General features: G+C 38.4%; 16 protein-coding genes. 13 read left to right on the top strand and 3 right to left on the bottom strand.

The window, feature by feature from the left end:
- Positions 1-342: 342 nt before the first annotated feature.
- The 11 genes from rpoZ to panB all read left to right on the top strand — a co-directional run bounded on the left by rpoZ (position 343) and on the right by panB (position 9,735).
- A complete protein-coding gene (gene rpoZ / locus CER18_RS01410) occupies positions 343-741 on the top strand; it encodes a DNA-directed RNA polymerase subunit omega (RefSeq protein WP_100128332.1) in 399 nt (132 codons plus the stop codon).
- A 136-nt stretch (positions 742-877) separates the two neighbouring features.
- Positions 878-3,100 (top strand): RelA/SpoT family protein, encoded by a 2,223-nt coding sequence (locus tag CER18_RS01415; protein WP_100128333.1) that lies wholly within the window; start codon positions 878-880, stop codon positions 3,098-3,100.
- A 16-nt stretch (positions 3,101-3,116) separates the two neighbouring features.
- Positions 3,117-3,695 (top strand): orotate phosphoribosyltransferase, encoded by a 579-nt coding sequence (gene pyrE, locus CER18_RS01420; RefSeq protein WP_100128377.1) that lies wholly within the window; start codon positions 3,117-3,119, stop codon positions 3,693-3,695.
- A gap of 91 nt (positions 3,696-3,786) precedes the next feature.
- Positions 3,787-4,377 carry a DUF2062 domain-containing protein gene (locus tag CER18_RS01425; protein WP_100128378.1) on the top strand — a complete coding sequence of 197 codons (591 nt, stop codon included), beginning with the start codon at positions 3,787-3,789 and terminating at the stop codon, positions 4,375-4,377.
- Between the two features lie 20 nt (positions 4,378-4,397).
- Entirely contained in the window at positions 4,398-4,799 is a 402-nt protein-coding gene (acpS, locus tag CER18_RS01430; protein ID WP_100128334.1) for a holo-ACP synthase, read from the top strand.
- A gap of 79 nt (positions 4,800-4,878) precedes the next feature.
- Positions 4,879-5,691, top strand: a complete 813-nt coding sequence (lepB, locus tag CER18_RS01435; RefSeq protein ID WP_100128335.1) for a signal peptidase I — start codon at positions 4,879-4,881, stop codon at positions 5,689-5,691.
- A complete protein-coding gene (rnc, locus tag CER18_RS01440; protein WP_100128336.1) occupies positions 5,672-6,379 on the top strand; it encodes a ribonuclease III in 708 nt (235 codons plus the stop codon). Before lepB ends, rnc begins: the two co-directional genes overlap by 20 nt.
- A complete protein-coding gene (gene era, locus CER18_RS01445) occupies positions 6,372-7,277 on the top strand; it encodes a GTPase Era (RefSeq protein WP_100128337.1) in 906 nt (301 codons plus the stop codon). Before rnc ends, era begins: the two co-directional genes overlap by 8 nt.
- A gap of 10 nt (positions 7,278-7,287) precedes the next feature.
- Complete coding sequence (recO, locus tag CER18_RS01450; RefSeq protein ID WP_100128338.1) at positions 7,288-8,034, top strand: DNA repair protein RecO; 747 nt, start codon at positions 7,288-7,290, stop codon at positions 8,032-8,034.
- Positions 8,035-8,062: 28 nt separating this feature from the next.
- Positions 8,063-8,923: a pantoate--beta-alanine ligase gene (panC, locus tag CER18_RS01455; protein ID WP_100128339.1), complete on the top strand. Its 861-nt coding sequence runs from the start codon at positions 8,063-8,065 to the stop codon at positions 8,921-8,923.
- On the top strand, positions 8,920-9,735 hold the full coding sequence (gene panB, locus CER18_RS01460) for a 3-methyl-2-oxobutanoate hydroxymethyltransferase (RefSeq protein ID WP_100128340.1): 816 nt from the start codon (positions 8,920-8,922) through the stop codon (positions 9,733-9,735). The genes panC and panB overlap by 4 nt, the downstream gene beginning before the upstream one ends.
- 587 nt (positions 9,736-10,322) lie before the next feature.
- Here panB and CER18_RS01465 read toward each other — a convergent pair.
- Positions 10,323-10,940: a YfbR-like 5'-deoxynucleotidase gene (locus CER18_RS01465; protein WP_100128341.1), complete on the bottom strand. Its 618-nt coding sequence runs from the start codon at positions 10,938-10,940 to the stop codon at positions 10,323-10,325.
- Positions 10,933-11,805: a YgfZ/GcvT domain-containing protein gene (locus CER18_RS01470; protein WP_100128342.1), complete on the bottom strand. Its 873-nt coding sequence runs from the start codon at positions 11,803-11,805 to the stop codon at positions 10,933-10,935. The genes CER18_RS01465 and CER18_RS01470 overlap by 8 nt, the downstream gene beginning before the upstream one ends.
- A gap of 64 nt (positions 11,806-11,869) precedes the next feature.
- Here CER18_RS01470 and CER18_RS01475 point away from each other — a divergent pair, with 64 nt between their 5' ends.
- Positions 11,870-13,198: a dihydroorotase gene (locus CER18_RS01475; protein WP_100128343.1), complete on the top strand. Its 1,329-nt coding sequence runs from the start codon at positions 11,870-11,872 to the stop codon at positions 13,196-13,198.
- A 416-nt stretch (positions 13,199-13,614) separates the two neighbouring features.
- Here the strand turns inward: CER18_RS01475 and CER18_RS01480 are convergent, their stop codons facing one another.
- A complete protein-coding gene (locus CER18_RS01480; protein ID WP_100128344.1) occupies positions 13,615-13,986 on the bottom strand; it encodes a TIGR02301 family protein in 372 nt (123 codons plus the stop codon).
- 482 nt (positions 13,987-14,468) lie between these two features.
- Here CER18_RS01480 and cysS point away from each other — a divergent pair, with 482 nt between their 5' ends.
- Positions 14,469-15,977, top strand: coding sequence for a cysteine--tRNA ligase (gene cysS / locus CER18_RS01485; RefSeq protein WP_100128379.1), 1,509 nt, complete (start codon positions 14,469-14,471; stop codon positions 15,975-15,977).
- The last annotated feature ends 3 nt before the right edge of the window (positions 15,978-15,980 follow it).

The raw sequence follows: 15,980 nt of genomic DNA on the forward strand, positions 1-15,980 counted from the left end.
TAGCTGATTATGATGTAACGAAAGGCAATCTTTCAGTCATTTATTCGATGAATAAGAGTGTAATACAGAGTGATGTTTAGAGGAAAAATTCTGTCTTTCATAAATATATTATTATAAAAAGTGAGCATAAAGCTGTTGCTATTTGGAAAATTTTTAAAAAGAAGCTTTGATAAAGAACATGAATAGGATATACATTTTTTATAAAGTTTCCAAGAATTTTCTCAAATAAGTTTTTTAAGCAAAAAATATGAAAGCTTGTGTTGTTTTTCTTGTGTTTTATTTCGATTATTGTATATACTCCTCTATCCACTATTAATTTTTTTATTTGAGAAAGAAGCATAAATGGCCCGCGTAACAGTAGAAGATTGTATTGATAAAGTTGATAACCGCTTTGAATTGGTACTTTTAGCAGGTCATCGGGCGCGTCAGATTTCACAAGGGGCGCAGATTACAGTTGATCGGAATAATGATAAAAATCCAGTTGTTGCTTTGCGTGAAATAGCAGAAGAAACATTGTCGCCTGCTGATTTAAAAGAGGATCTTATTCATTCGCTGCAAAAGCATGTGGAAGTAGATGAGCCGGAAATGGCAAGTGAATTTATCACCCATTCAAGTGAAGCTGAAAGTGTTTTTAATACTTCATCGCAAGAAGAAGGGACTTCATTTGATCATATGTCAGAAGAAGAGCTTTTAGCAGGAATTGAAGGTTTGGTTGTTCCAGAAAAAAGTGACGATTATTAATTGCGCCGGATAATATGATAATATTACAGGGGTAAAGATGCCTTGTTATGTAAGGAGCAATTATTTTTCTTGTCTTTTATTGACAAGATGTGTTCAATAAGGATTAGAGGCGTGAAAAGATAAAGGATATGCTCGTATGATGCGTCAGTGTGAGCTTGTTGGGCGTGTTCAGCGTTACAAGTCTGACGTAGATGAGGCTCTTTTAAACAGAGCTTATGATTATGCAATGAGAAAGCATGCACATCAAAAGCGTGCGTCAGGTGATCTTTATTTTTCTCATCCTTTAGAAGTTGCTGCTATTTTAACAGATATGCGGTTGGACGAAGCAACGATTGCTGTTGCTCTTTTGCATGATACAATTGAAGATACAAGTGCTACACGAGCAGAAATTGATCAGCTTTTTGGTTCTGAAATTGGGAAGTTGGTTGAAGGGCTTACAAAGCTTAATAAGCTTGATCTTGTCTCCAAAAAAGCTGTACAGGCAGAAAATCTTCGTAAACTTCTTATTGCCATTTCTGATGATGTTCGTGTCCTTTTAGTTAAACTTGCAGACCGCCTTCATAATATGCGTACCCTTGGTGTTATGCGAGACGATAAACGTCGACGAATTGCTGAGGAGACAATGGATATTTATGCGCCACTTGCGGGCCGTATGGGTATGCAGGATATGCGCGAGGAACTAGAGGATCTCTCTTTCTTTTATTTAAATCCAGAAGGTTATCGTACGATTACCAATAGACTTTCTGAATTATTGAAGCACAACCGTGATTTGCTTTCCACAATTGAGAATGAATTGACAAAACTTTTTTTGGAAAATGGCATTAAAGCAGATGTTAAAAGCCGTCAGAAAAAATCCTATTCAGTTTTTCGCAAAATGGAAAGTAAAGCATTATCTTTTGAACAGCTATCGGATATTTTTGGATTTCGGGTGATTGTTGAATCCGTGAATGATTGTTATCGTGCTCTTGGTGTTATCCATACGACATGGCCGATGGTTCCTGGTCGTTTTAAAGATTATATCTCTATACCAAAGCAAAATGATTATCGTTCTATTCATACAACCATTGTGGGACCTTCGAGACAACGCGTTGAATTGCAAATTAGAACGGCTGTCATGAATGAAGTTGCTGAATATGGGGTTGCTGCCCATTCCATATATAAAGAGCAAGGTTCCAATTATTCGACTTCGAAATTGTCAAGCGAAACGAATGCCTATGCATGGTTGCGTCAAACGATACAATCTTTATCTGATGGTGATAATCCGGAAGAGTTTTTAGAACATACAAAGCTTGAGCTTTTTCAAGACCAAGTTTTTTGTTTTACGCCAAAAGGTCGATTAATTGCTTTTCCTAAAGGCGCAACACCTATTGATTTTGCGTATGCTGTTCATACAGATATCGGTGATTCTTGCGTGGGTGTAAAAATCAATGGTCGTATTATGCCTTTAATGACTAAATTAAAAAATGGTGACGAAGTTGATATTATCCGTTCACATGCTCAAATTCCGCCAGCTGCATGGGAATTTCTTGTTGTCACAGGGAAAGCACGTTCAGCTATTCGACGTGCAAGCCGAGCAGCGGTACGTAAGCAATATTCGGGTTTAGGATATCGTATTCTTGAGCGTTCTTTTGAATATATGGGAAAACAATTTTCAAAAGATGTTTTGAAGAAAGTTTTGCCACGTTTGGCACGTAAAGATGTAGAAGATGTATTGGCTGCTGTTGGGCGTGGAGAGCTATTTTCTGCTGATGTAATTAAAGCAGTTTATCCTGATTATCAAGAGCGTGTTGTACAAAAGTCATCTTTTAAGCCTGGAGAAGAAGGGTGGTTTAATATTGAAAATGCTCAAGGGATGATTTTTAAAGTTCCAGAAAATGAAAAGGATACAATGATTGAGAATCATCAATCTAAAGCATTACCTATTCGAGGAACCAGTGGAGATATTCCTGTACGTTTTTCACCAGAAGGAGCTGTTCCTGGAGATCGGATTGTTGGTATTATGCAACCAGGCGCGGGGATCGTTATTTATCCAATACAGTCTTCGGCTTTGATGGCGTATGACGATCAACCAGAACGATGGATTGATGTCCGCTGGGATATTGATGCCCAAATGAATGAACGGTTTCCTGCACGGATGAATATTTTGGCTGTAAATAATCCTGGTTCTTTAGCTGAAATTACGCAAATAATTTCTGCTAACGATGCCAATATCCAAAATTTATCTTTTATCCGTACAGCACCAGATTTTACAGAAATGATGATTGATTTAGAAGTTTGGGATTTAAAACATTTGAATCGTATTTTTTCTCAGTTAAAAAAAGCAGATTCAGTCAGTACAGTACGGCGGGTTCATGGATAACAAGAAAGATTTTGCAATGAATACACAAGATGTCATTGATATTTTTAAACAAGCAGATGCTATTCTAGAAGGGCATTTTATTTTAACATCGGGGCGCCATAGTGCAATTTATATGCAAAAGGCGAAGGTGTTTATGCATGCTGACTTGACGGAAAAGCTCTGTCGTGGATTAGCTGAAAAAATAAAAGAATCTATCACAGAACCAATTGATTATGTCGTTGGTCCCGCAATTGGCGGTCTTATCCCTTCCTATGAGACTTCACGTCACCTTGGTGTTCCTTCTCTTTGGGTAGAGCGTGTCAATGGCGTCTTTGAATTGCGTCGTTTTGAAATTCAGAAGGGCGTACGGGTTGTTATTGTCGAAGATATTGTAACAACGGGTCTTTCTATTCGTGAGACTATTGAGGCGTTGGCAGCAGCAGGAGCAGAGATTTTGGCAAGTGCGTGTATCCTTGATCGTTCTGGTGGCAAGGTTGATGTTGGCGTTCCATTAATTGCGCTTGCTGAATACGAGATAGCCTCTTATGCGAGTGATGCACTTCCGGCAGATCTTTCTGTTCTTCCAGCGATTAAGCCAGGCAGTCGAAATATTTAATTGTTTTTCTATTTTTTTTTATGCAAAAACTTAAAAAGATTAATTTGGATAATATAGATTATTTCATCATCAGATGTGTATTGAGAGTCATATGCTTTTTCGTCGTCGAGAACCAATAGATTTTGTAACGCGTATTCGACTTTGGTTATGGCCACGTCGTTCATTTTCTCGCTCATTTTCTTATATCTATAAACGTATTTTGCGGATATCAGCAACACCGCATGAAGTTGCGTTAGGGTTTGCTATAGGCATTTTTTTAGCCTGTTCCCCTGTCTTTGGGGTGCATATTATCTTGGCAATATTTTTTTCTTGGATTTTGCGTGCAAACTTTGCGGCTGCAATCATTGGGACGGTTTTTTCTAATCCACTCACGTTTTTATTGATTGTTATGGCTGATTATAAAGTAGGGTATTTTTGTTTATCGCTTTTTAGTGATGTCAATGAGATTTCTCTTTCTCAAATTCGTGCTCTATTTAATGGTTTGACAGTGTCAAATTTTTCTCTGCTTTTTAAAGGTGCGTGGGATTCAATTATGAGTCCTATGATTTTAGGTGGAACTCTTTTAGGTGTTGTTTTTGGTGGTTTATCTTATATAGGTGTTTACAGAGCAACGGTTCGTTTTAAACAAAAGCGATATCAAAAGATTATAAAAAAAAGGCGTTTAAAGAAGCGTTCATCGTAAGAAAGATCGGGGTATATCTGATGATTGTTGGTCTTGGAAATGATTTGGTTGATATACGACGGATTGAGAGAATGTTGGTTCGTTATGGCGAGCGCTTTATCCAACGTATTTTTACGGATATTGAAAGGAATAGATCCGAAAACCTCAAAAAAAGTTCTTCTTCTTATGCAAAAAGATTTGCTGCTAAAGAAGCGTGTGCTAAAGCCTTAGGGACGGGAATCGCTTGTGGTATCAATTGGAAAGACATGGGGGTGGTTAATCTACCATCTGGGAAACCAATCATGCAGTTAACAAATTGTGCGCAAGTGCAACTTCAGAAGTTATTACCTCCTCATCATGATGCGGTTATTCATCTCAGCATAACTGATGATTTTCCTTGGGCGCAGGCATTCGTTATTATTGAAGCACTTCCACGTGGATAGATGGCGTGAGAGATTGTGCTTTTATTATTTGAATATTATGATGGGAAAAGTTATATTTGTGATGAGAAGGCAGTTGGTGATGGTCCAAAAAGATAAAGTGCATAAAAAAGAAAAAAAAGGTGGGATTCTTGAATTAATTTCTGTTTTAGTACAGGCTTTGCTTTTAGCAGCGTTTATTCGGACACTTTTTTTCCAGCCTTTTAGTATTCCTTCCGGTTCAATGCGTCCTACTTTATTAGTGGGGGATTATCTCTTTGTTTCTAAGTATGCATATGGGTATTCTCGTTTTTCTATCCCCTTTTCTCCTCCGCTTTTTTCTGGACGTATTTGGGCATCTCAACCTCAACGGGGAGATGTGGTCGTTTTTCGTTTACCAAGTAATCCGAAGATCGATTATATAAAACGCGTTGTTGGGCTACCAGGTGATCGTATACAAGTTCGTCAAAGTGTCCTCTATGTGAATGATGAGGCTGTTTCGCGTCACTTTATGGGGGAGATTGATAATTCTGATATAACGGAAGTGAACTATCCTGTTGAGGTCTATCGTGAAACACTGCCTAATGGTGTTAGCTACGATACGCTTGATTTAGCTTTCATCCCAAAAGTTGATGATACAAAAGTCTTTGAAGTTCCTCAAGGACATTATTTTATGATGGGTGATAACCGCGACAATTCAGATGATAGTCGTTTGGATGTAGGCTATGTTCCAGAAGAAAATCTTATTGGTCGCGCGAGCGTAATTTTCTTTTCTATCAGCAATGGTTCAAGTGCTTGGCAGCTTTGGCGCTGGCCATTTGATGTGCGTTGGAAACGTTTGTTTTCTTTCATAAATACGGTTCATGATTTGCCGCTTATCAAGCAAGGAAACAACGATGAGACGTCTCATGATTGATCAGCTTTCCAAGCTGACGGGGCATCGTTTTAAAGATGAAGAGAAATTAAAAAGAGCATTAACACACGCGAGTGTACAAGATTCGGAACAGGGGAATTATGAACGACTAGAGTTTTTAGGTGATCGGGTTCTAGGGCTTTTGATTGCAGAGATGCTGTATCAACTTTTTCCTCAGGCAAGTGAAGGTGAATTATCAGTCCGTTTAAATCATCTGGTCAATGCGCAGACATGTGCTGATATTGCACGCGAAATGAGGCTGCCTGATATGATCCAAGTTGGTTTTGAGATAAGAAATTTTGAAGGGCGTCGACTCATCAATATGCATGCAGATGTTGTGGAAGCTTTGATTGCTGTGATGTATCTTGATGGAGGATTGGAAAGCGTTCGTCCTTTTATTCAAAAATATTGGCAAAGTCGGGCAAAGAAAATGGATGCTGGTCGACGTGATGCCAAGACAGAGTTACAGGAATGGGCGCATATCCAAGGCAATGCACAACCACATTATCAGGTTATCAAACGTTCAGGTCCAGATCACGATCCTGTTTTTATGGTAGAGGTCAGTATTTCAGGTTTTGCTTCAGAAGTTGGGCAGGGGAGCTCTAAAAGATATGCCGAAAGAATGGCAGCTGAAAAAATTTTGCGACGAGAGGGTGTCTGGAAAACTGTGGGAAAAAATGATCATGAGTGACGTTATGAAAACGCGTTCTGGGTTTGTTGTGCTTATTGGAATGCCTAATGCCGGTAAATCGACATTGGTTAATCAATTGGTTGGAACAAAGGTTTCAATTGTAACGCATAAGGTACAAACAACACGAACTTTAATCCGCGGTATTGTCATTCATAATGATGTGCAGATTGTATTGATCGATACACCAGGTGTTTTTCGTCCCCATAAGCGTTTAGAACGTGCCATGGTCTCTGCTGCTTGGGGAGGGGCTAAGAGTGCTGATGTTTTACTTGTGTTAATTGACGCTCAAAGTGGTCTTTCGGATGAAGTTGAGATGATGTTAGATATTGTAAACACTATGAAACAAGAAAAAGTTCTTGTTCTAAATAAGGTTGATACAGTTGTTAAATCATCTCTTCTAGCGTTAACCACTAAAATCAATGAACGTGTAAAGTTTGCACAAACATTTATGATTTCTGCTTTAAACGGTTCTGGTTGTAAGGATTTACTTCATGCATTGAGTAACATGATGCAGGAGGGGCCATGGTATTATCCGGAAGATCAAATTTCCGATATGCCTATGCGTCATCTTGCTGCTGAAATCACGCGTGAAAAACTTTTTCTTCGTCTTCATGATGAACTGCCTTATTCCTCAACGGTTGAAACAGAAAGCTTTGAAGAGCGTTTAGATGGTTCCGTTAAAATTAATCAAGTTATTTATGTAGAGCGTGAGAGTCAGAAGAAAATTGTTTTAGGAGCAAAAGGCGATACAATTAAAACGATTGGTCAAGCAGCACGCAAGGAGCTTATGGAAATTATGGATCAAAAGGTTCATCTTTTTCTCTTCGTGAAAGTGCGCAATAATTGGGATACCGATCCAGAACGTTATCGCGAAATGGGATTAGATTTTTTAAAATAATTAAAATAAAATGAAGTGGAAAGAACAAGCTGTTATTCTTGGGGCACGCCAATATGGTGAAACAAGTGTTATTCTTGAGATTATGACGCGTGAACGTGGTCGTTATATGGGCGTGGTAAAAGGAGGATGTTCGCGTCGTATGGCAGCTCTTCTTCAGCCAGGAAATTTTGTAGAGGCTGAATGGAGTGCACGTTTAGAAGAACATTTAGGACTTTTTCGCCTTGAAGCGCTTGGTCTCCATGCAGCACGGTTAATTTGTCTACCAGAAGCACTGTATGCTTTGCAATTGATTGCTTTTCATTTACGGCTTCTTCCAGAGCGTGATCCGCACCCCGTTTTATATGATATTTTACATCTTTTTATGCAGAATTTTGATGAATCATTTATCAATGCAGAATTGCTGGTACGTTTTGAAATGCGGCTTCTTGAAGAACTGGGTTTTGGTCTTGATTTATCTTGTTGTGCTGCAACAGGTCGTCAGGAAAAGCTTTATTATGTATCGCCAAAATCTGGTCGGGCTGTCTGTGAAGAAGCAGGGGAACCTTGGAAAAAAAAACTTCTTATTCTTCCACAGTTTCTTGTGCAAAGAGAAACTCGTCCTGCGGATTTTAGAGATATAATAAATGGTTTTAACTTAACGGGATTTTTTCTTATGCGTCATGTCTGGGAGCCACGAGATATAAAACTGCCATCAGTGCGCATGAATTTGATACAGTTGTTTGAGCGTCGATTTGGTATACAGGCATTCATTTGTTGATCTGATAATAATTAAATAGAACGGGAAAATGAAAATTTTAAAGACAATTGTTGAAGTTCGTCACTATATTTCAGAAGAACGACGATTAGGTTTTTCGATGGGTTTTGTTCCAACGATGGGGGCCCTCCATGAGGGGCATCTTGCGTTAGTAAAACGTGCAAAAGCCATGTGTGATCGCGTATTGGTTTCTATTTTTGTCAATCCAAAGCAATTTGGACCTCATGAAGATTTTGCTCAATATCCAAGAGATTTGAGGAGCGACTGTGCTTTATTAAAAAAATCAGGTGTTGAATGTGTTTTTGCTCCTTCTGTCGATGAAATGTGGCCAACGGGAAATGATACAATTGTGCAAGTGGAAAAATTATCACGTATTTTGATGGGAAAATTACGTCCAGGGCACTTTTGTGGTGTAACGAGTGTTGTTGCTAAGCTTTTTAATATTGTTCAGCCCGATAAGGCTTTTTTTGGAGAAAAGGATTTTCAACAAATTTTAATTGTTCGGCGTATGGTTGAAGATTTAGCTTTTCCTGTTGAAATTGTTGGAGTTCCTATTTTACGTGAAGCAGATGGTGTTGCGCATTCTTCACGCAATAAACTTTTAACATTAGAAGATCGTAAAGCGGCTAAAATTATTCCTGAAAGTGGAAAAGCTGCTGAAAAGCTTTACCATGAAGGTGAACGGTCTGTTGATAAGTTATGTAAAATTGTTCGTGATACTTTACAAAAAGAAACGCGTGCAATCATTGAAGCAATAGATTTACGGGATATGGAAACTTTATGCGTGGTCAAAGGAAAATTGAATAAACCAGCAGTTTTACTCCTTACTGTCCGTTTTGGTGAGGTAAGGCTGATTGATCAATACATATTGCAAGAGAAGGGTGGAAAATGAGTGCACATACAATGGTAAAGCGTATAACATCTTCTCAAATACGCGCAAGAAAGGGGCAACAGCCGATTGTTTCTTTAACAGCTTATCAAGCTTATACTGCGCGGATTGCTGATCCCTATTGCGATATCCTTTTGGTTGGTGATAGCGTTGGTATGGTGGTGTATGGGTTCGAGACAACACTTCCTGTTAATTTAGATATGATGATTTTGCACGGGCAGGCTGTCGTACGTGGATCTCAAAAAGCTCTTGTCGTTATCGATATGCCTTTTGGCTCTTATGAGGAAAGTAAAGAGCAGGCTTTTTTAAATGCATCACGTATTCTGGCACAAACGGGATGTGGGGCTGTTAAGCTTGAAGGTGGTGTTTATATAGCCGAAACAATAGATTTTTTGTGTAAACGGGGCATTCCAGTGATGGGACATATTGGTCTTACTCCCCAAGCAGTGAATCGTTTTGGGGGCTTCAAAACACAAGGACGCAAAGAAAGTGATTGGCAAAGAATTGAAGAGGACGCAGCAGCGATTGAAAATGCCGGTGCTTTTGCTATTGTTTTAGAAGCAATTGTCGAGCCTTTAGCGGTGAAACTTACCAAAAAGCTTTCTATCCCAACCATCGGTATTGGTGCATCTAATCAATGCGATGGACAAATCTTGGTGATGGAAGATATGTTAGGCTATGGTTCCCATGTACCAAAATTTGTACGCCGTTATGGCAATCTTGAACAAGCCATGGAAACCGCAATCAAAAACTATGCAGAAGATGTTACATCTCGTGCTTTTCCAGCGGAAAAGGAAGTTTATAAACTGACATAGATTTTAGTTTAAGGTGAAACGCTCGACAAGAGAACATTTGTCTATTTTTATAATGAATGTGCATTATTTCGTGTATTTTTGTATGCAATTTTAGCTATGGCTTTTTCCATTACTTTAATGGAAGCAATCGTCTCAGTAAAGTAGAACGCACGCCATTGAGGTACTAATTTATGTGCTTTTAAAAAAGAAATATTTAGAACCTAATTTTACTCTCGAGGCTGTGCTCGTGAATGGTATAATAGTGAAGTTTTTAGGAAGAATTTATAAAGCACGATAATCTTTACGTTTCATAAAAAAGCAAGCGGGAATCATCACACACCTTGCCAATTCCCAATATGCGATAAGCGCTTGGCACTCGAAATGGTTCAGAAGCGGCATTTTTAATCCTCTTGTACAGTTTTTATCCACATAAGTCATCTCCCGCGTATGATATGCAAGCAAATGATTTTGATTGATTTAGTATAAGATGGTCTGAAATGAGTGAATCCTAGGGATATTCGGGGCTCTCATTCATCATGAAAAACAATGAATTATTATACATCAGTGTGATGAGTCTGTAATGACAAGAAATCAACAATGTGAAGAGTCTATAGTTTTGGGGCATCTAAGTCATTGAAGCGAATTAAAAATGCGTTTTCAATTTGTTGTGTAGAGTAGGGGTGTAAATGAAGATCATCGGGTGAAATATTATTGGGAGAGCCAAAATAGCGAAGGGCTTCTTCTGTATTAAATCCAGCAAGCATGATCGCTTCATGATATGCAGCAATACGGTCGGCTTGTTTGATTTTTTTTAAAAGTTTTTGAGAAAGATCAACAGGAAGAGAAAAGCGCATGTGGATCGCATCTTGGATACACTTTTCAATACGTTCATATTGTTTTCCTATGATAGCTTTAAAGGGTGAAATCATATCGCCAATGACATATTCTGGTGCATCATGAAGAAGAGCACAGAGACATTCATACTTTAGCGACTGTGGAAAAAGTTTTTGAAATATTTGTTCAACCAAAAGTGAATGTTGTGCAACCGAATAGGCATGCTCTCCTCGTGTTTGACCATTCCAACGTGCTACGCGAGCAAGCCCGTGGGCAATATCTTCAATTTCAATATCAAAAGGAGAAGGATTGAGAAGATCAAGTCTGCGTCCAGAGAGCATTCTTTGCCAAGCGCGTGCTTCTCCATTTTTTAATAATTCAGCTTTAGCCATGCGTGTTTTCTACAGTATTTTCAGGAAAGGTAAAATTCATATTTTCAGCAATATGTATGGTGACAGGAATGTTTTTTACGGTAAAGGGAATATTATGATCCATAGCATCTTTGACATGGTCAATACGCATTAAAGCAAGAGCTTCATTTGCAACACATGTTCCCAAGTGGCCAAGTATTTTTGTTTCTGCTTCAATGCTCGATTGAGGGGGGAGATCAGATTGGCTTTTTATAATTAAAATACGGCGGCGTGCTGCGCGGCGGTGGTGCATTCGTGAAACAATTTCTTGTCCAATATAACACCCTTTGTTGAATGCAAGTCCATTGATTTGATCGTAATTAATATCATGAGGAAAGACTTTGCCAACTTCATAGTCTTGACCGCTTTCTGCAATTGCATAACGAATACGCAATTGATTCCATGGATCATAATCTTCTGAAGCTAAAAAAGGAATTTTACCGTAGATTCGTATTATTTTTTTTTGTTCTGGGAAGCGTTTATCAACAAAACTTGAATCAAAGTTTAAAGTATCTGATTCATTTTTCCAAGAAACTGTAACAAGATCTTGTAATGGTTGAGTAATTTCTACTTTTTTACGCAGTTTATAGAGCAATAGACGTTTGTAGAGTGTATCGGCCAAAGACATCTCAATATCAATAAAATAACCATCTTCTCTTTTACCGATAAGAAAATCAGCAAGGACCTTTCCTTGTGGCGATAAGAGGGCTCCAGGAAAAATTTCTTGGAGACTGATTTTTTTGATATCTGTTGTGATCAGGGATTGCAAAAAATCTGTTGTTTCTTCGCCTGTAATTTGAATAATTCCGCGGTTTTTTAAGCAAATGGCATTTTGTTTTTCAATCATGGTTCTTGCCTTTCTGCTCAAAGTTACATAATCGATAAGTGAGCAATATGTAAGGAGCCTGCCTATGTTTAAAACATTTGATACAATTTTTAAAGGTGCAACACTTGTAAATCATGATGGAAGAAGCAAGCGTGATATTGGTGTTACAAATGGCCGCATTGCTGAAATTGGCGACCTTACATGTGCTTCGGCTGGTGAGGTGATTGATTGTACGGGGCTTCATATTTTGCCGGGAATTATTGATAGTCAAGTGCATTTTCGTGAGCCCGGCAATGAATATAAAGAGGATTTGGAAAGTGGTTCATATTCTGCTGTGTTAGGAGGGGTTACAGCAGTGTTTGAGATGCCTAATACCAATCCATTGACAATATCAGAAGAAACATTAAGCGATAAGGTTAAGCGCGGATTTCATCGAATGCATTGTGACTTTGCATTTTGGGTTGGAGGAACGCGTGAAAATGCTCATGAATTGTCTGAATTAGAAAGACTTCCTGGTGCCGCTGGAATTAAAGTCTTTATGGGGTCTTCTACCGGTGATCTTTTGGTCGATGATGATGAAAGTGTACGCCTTATTTTGAAAAATACACGCCGTCGTGCGGCTTTTCATTCTGAAGATGAGGAAAGGCTTAAAGAGCGTAAAATATTGCGTATTGAGGGGAATGCATCCTCACATCCAGTTTGGCGTGATGAGATTGCCGCTTTAAAGTGTACGCAGCGTTTGGTAAAAATTGCTCATGAGACGAAAGCACGCATTCATGTGTTACATCTTTCGACAGAAGAAGAAATTGATTTTCTAAAAAAACATAAAGATGTTGCAACAATTGAAGTGACACACCATCATTTGACTCTTACTGCTGATGATTATAAGCAGTTTGGTACATTAATCCAGATGAATCCACCTATTCGTGAACCGCGCCATCGTGAAGCTCTTTGGTACGGTGTTCAACAAGGGATTATTGATGTTTTAGGCTCAGATCATGCGCCTCATACTTTGGAAGAAAAGCTTCAATCTTATCCCTCTTCACCTTCAGGAATGACAGGAGTACAGACAACGGCAGCAATTATGTTAACCCATGTGAATGCAGGAAAAATATCCCTTGAGCGTTTTGTTGATCTCACTTCCCATGGCCCTAGTCGTATTTTTGGTATAAGCTGTAAAGGACGTCTTGCTGTCGGATATGATGCTGATTTGACCATTGTTGATCTTAAGCGAGAAGAAGTTATTACGAATAGCTTAATTGGTTCGCGGGCCGGTTGGACACCTTATGATGGTCAAAAAGTTAAAGGTTGGCCTGTCGGGACTATTATTCGTGGTATGCGTGTTATGTGGGAAGGTGAAATTGTCACACCTTCACAAGGTGAGCCTGTTAAATTTATAGAAACTTTGGCGTAAACAGCATAAGCTTTATCTTATTATATCACAAAAACACCATCCTTTATAGAGCGATGATGTGATATAGGGTATATCGAGCTTCCTCGACACATAGATATTTTTTTAAGTGCGTGATAAAGGTTCTTAGGATTTTGAATAGAGTCTCAAAGTACATCACATGAGTGAGAAGATAAGTGGGACGCACGAACACTTGGGCTATTTACAAATCAGATTGGATTAAGAATCTTCATCCTTTAAGGAGGACGGCAGCCAAAGAATGATTTTCTACAGAGAAAAGGCCGCACAAGAATAAAAGCATAGCGAGGGATTATTTTTCAAAAAATTCTTTATTTTTCAAAAGAAATTTATTGATCTCTTCACTTGTGAAGGGGCATCATTTATATTGCTTAAATCGAAGGAGATGCTTTTTATACAAATTAGTTGTTATAATGCATGAGAAGGCTTTCAGATAAAGCTCTTCCTTCCTCAGAGTATCTTTGATTGGCTTCAATGGCTGCTTGTGTACAATGATGATAATTTTCTGAGAAAGCACGATACGCTTCATTAAATGCTTCATAAAAATAAGCGCGTCTTTGTGGAATGGGGTGTTCTGCTTCAATCAGTGCGTTCATGTAATCATACCATTGGTTTGTTGGAGGTTCACAGAGATTTTGGAGAGAATGCAGTGATCCCAAAATTTCTGCGAGGCGAAGTAATTTTTTCTCATAGGGTGGAGGTTGTTGCGCGAAGGTTGGGATTGAAATGACAAGAAATATTAAAAGAATGATTTTTTTCAATTCATTACGCATTATTTTTATTGCTTTCTTTGAATAAAACTCTGTACAGATAAAATAATTGTGTCATGAAAACGATTTTTAAAAATAGGGTTAATTGCGACATTATTCTCAATGACTGGTTATAAAATATAGGGCGTAAGAGACAGTAAGAAACCCATTGTGGAATATTGAAAATATTGACGAAGCTTTGTGTGGTTAAAATTTTAAGATTTGCTTCCTGTGATCTATTTTTGTATAAATATTCTATTCCCTATGAAATTTTGTCTAAAGTTGTTTTCTTTAAGGAGAGAAAAGCTCTCTATCTATAGAATGCTGTTGTCTAATCAAATAAAAGAGATTGTTTTTATGATAAATGATGGGTACAGCTTCACTGACAATAGGGGAAGAAGAATTGACGATAAGGTAAAAATTTTAGTCTAAATCGCCTAATGTGATCATTTGAGATAAGAGACATCTAAAGGAGCAGTGCGTCATATCATTTACGGAGTATAATGATGAGTAAATTGCGATTTTATAATACGCTGACACGTAAAAAAGAAAATTTTATACCAATAGATCCAACAAAAGTACGTCTTTATGTTTGTGGCCCAACAGTTTATGATTATGCGCATATAGGAAATGCACGCCCTGTCATTGTTTTTGATATTTTATTTCGTTTATTACGTCATGTTTATGGCAATAATCATGTTCTATACGCGCGTAATATTACAGATGTTGATGATAAAATTAATGCACGCGCTACGTGTGAGTATCCAAACTTGTCACTGAATGACGCTATTCGTCAATTGACAGAACGCACATATTCTCAGTTTCAACAAGATACAATAGCGCTCGGTTGTTTATTGCCAACCAGCCAGCCGCGCGCAACGGAGCATTTAGAGGAGATGCGCGCGCTCATCGAAAGACTACTAGAAAAGGGGCACGCTTATAAAGCGGAAAACCATATATTATTTTCTATAAGTAGCATAAAAAATCCTCCCCATTATGGGGCATTTGCAAATCGTTCTTTAGATGAAATGAGGGCAGGGGCGCGTATCGATGTTGCCGCTTATAAAAGGGAGGAAATGGATTTTGTTTTATGGAAGCCTTCTGCGGAAGGAGAGCCAGGTTGGGAATCTCCAGGCGGAATTCCTGTTTTAGGTCGTCCAGGTTGGCATATTGAATGTTCTGCCATGTCAATGGCAAAGTTATTAGCGCCCTATGGTGGTGGTTTAACTTGTAATGATCCGATCGCGAATATTTTTGATATCCATGGTGGTGGACTTGATTTAATTTTTCCTCACCATGAAAATGAGATTGCACAAAGTTGTTCAGCTTTTGGGACAGAGCGAATGGCGAATTTTTGGATGCATAACGGTTTTTTACAAGTTGAAGGTAAAAAGATGTCGAAAAGCTTTGGCAATTTCATAACCATTCGTTCTGTTTTAGAGAATAATTTTTCGGAATTTAATGGTGTGTTAACCGATGAGATGAAGCAAAATTGGGCGGGTTTGTCTGCACGTTTTTCGATGCTCCAAACGCATTATCGTGAACCATTAAATTGGACAGAGCAGCGTTTAATACAATCGAGCAGTGAGCTGTATCGTTGGTATGAGTTGCTTCGCAGTAAAAAGAGTATGATGGAAAAAAACGAAGCGATTGATAATACTCTAATAGACGCCCTCAGTGATGATCTTAATACGCCAAAAGCATTAACGATTTTACGAAAATTCTATAAAGCAAGGGATGCTTTGGCTCTTGCTAATGGGATGAATGTATTAGGGCTATTACGACAAGAATGGATTAAAGAAATAGACTGCCCATTATTTATAAAAAAAACGTCTCTTGATTCAAAATTTATTGATCAGCGCATTGCCGAAAGACTGCGGCTTATCCATAATAAAGAGTGGGAAGCTGCGGATACAATTCGTTGTGAGCTTGCAGCCGAGGGGATTCTCTTAAAAGATAGTAAGGATCCACAAAGTGGTAAGCGTATAACTGTGTGGGAAATAAAAAGATTCTAATTT

Origin of the sequence: Bartonella tribocorum (genome assembly GCF_002777915.1) — a bacterium.
GTDB lineage: Bacteria > Pseudomonadota > Alphaproteobacteria > Rhizobiales > Rhizobiaceae > Bartonella > Bartonella tribocorum_A.

Excerpts from the sequence above, each read along its gene's own strand:
- rpoZ (WP_100128332.1), top strand. The coding sequence starts at position 343 with ATGGCCCGCGTAACAGTAGAAGATTGTATTGATAAAGTTGATAACCGC.
- CER18_RS01415 (WP_100128333.1), top strand. The coding sequence starts at position 878 with ATGATGCGTCAGTGTGAGCTTGTTGGGCGTGTTCAGCGTTACAAGTCT.
- pyrE (WP_100128377.1), top strand. The coding sequence starts at position 3,117 with ATGAATACACAAGATGTCATTGATATTTTTAAACAAGCAGATGCTATT.
- CER18_RS01425 (WP_100128378.1), top strand. The coding sequence starts at position 3,787 with ATGCTTTTTCGTCGTCGAGAACCAATAGATTTTGTAACGCGTATTCGA.
- acpS (WP_100128334.1), top strand. The coding sequence starts at position 4,398 with ATGATTGTTGGTCTTGGAAATGATTTGGTTGATATACGACGGATTGAG.
- lepB (WP_100128335.1), top strand. The coding sequence starts at position 4,879 with ATGGTCCAAAAAGATAAAGTGCATAAAAAAGAAAAAAAAGGTGGGATT.
- rnc (WP_100128336.1), top strand. The coding sequence starts at position 5,672 with ATGAGACGTCTCATGATTGATCAGCTTTCCAAGCTGACGGGGCATCGT.
- era (WP_100128337.1), top strand. The coding sequence starts at position 6,372 with ATGAGTGACGTTATGAAAACGCGTTCTGGGTTTGTTGTGCTTATTGGA.
- recO (WP_100128338.1), top strand. The coding sequence starts at position 7,288 with ATGAAGTGGAAAGAACAAGCTGTTATTCTTGGGGCACGCCAATATGGT.
- panC (WP_100128339.1), top strand. The coding sequence starts at position 8,063 with ATGAAAATTTTAAAGACAATTGTTGAAGTTCGTCACTATATTTCAGAA.
- panB (WP_100128340.1), top strand. The coding sequence starts at position 8,920 with ATGAGTGCACATACAATGGTAAAGCGTATAACATCTTCTCAAATACGC.
- CER18_RS01465 (WP_100128341.1), bottom strand. The coding sequence starts at position 10,940 with ATGGCTAAAGCTGAATTATTAAAAAATGGAGAAGCACGCGCTTGGCAA.
- CER18_RS01470 (WP_100128342.1), bottom strand. The coding sequence starts at position 11,805 with ATGATTGAAAAACAAAATGCCATTTGCTTAAAAAACCGCGGAATTATT.
- CER18_RS01475 (WP_100128343.1), top strand. The coding sequence starts at position 11,870 with ATGTTTAAAACATTTGATACAATTTTTAAAGGTGCAACACTTGTAAAT.
- CER18_RS01480 (WP_100128344.1), bottom strand. The coding sequence starts at position 13,986 with ATGCGTAATGAATTGAAAAAAATCATTCTTTTAATATTTCTTGTCATT.
- cysS (WP_100128379.1), top strand. The coding sequence starts at position 14,469 with ATGAGTAAATTGCGATTTTATAATACGCTGACACGTAAAAAAGAAAAT.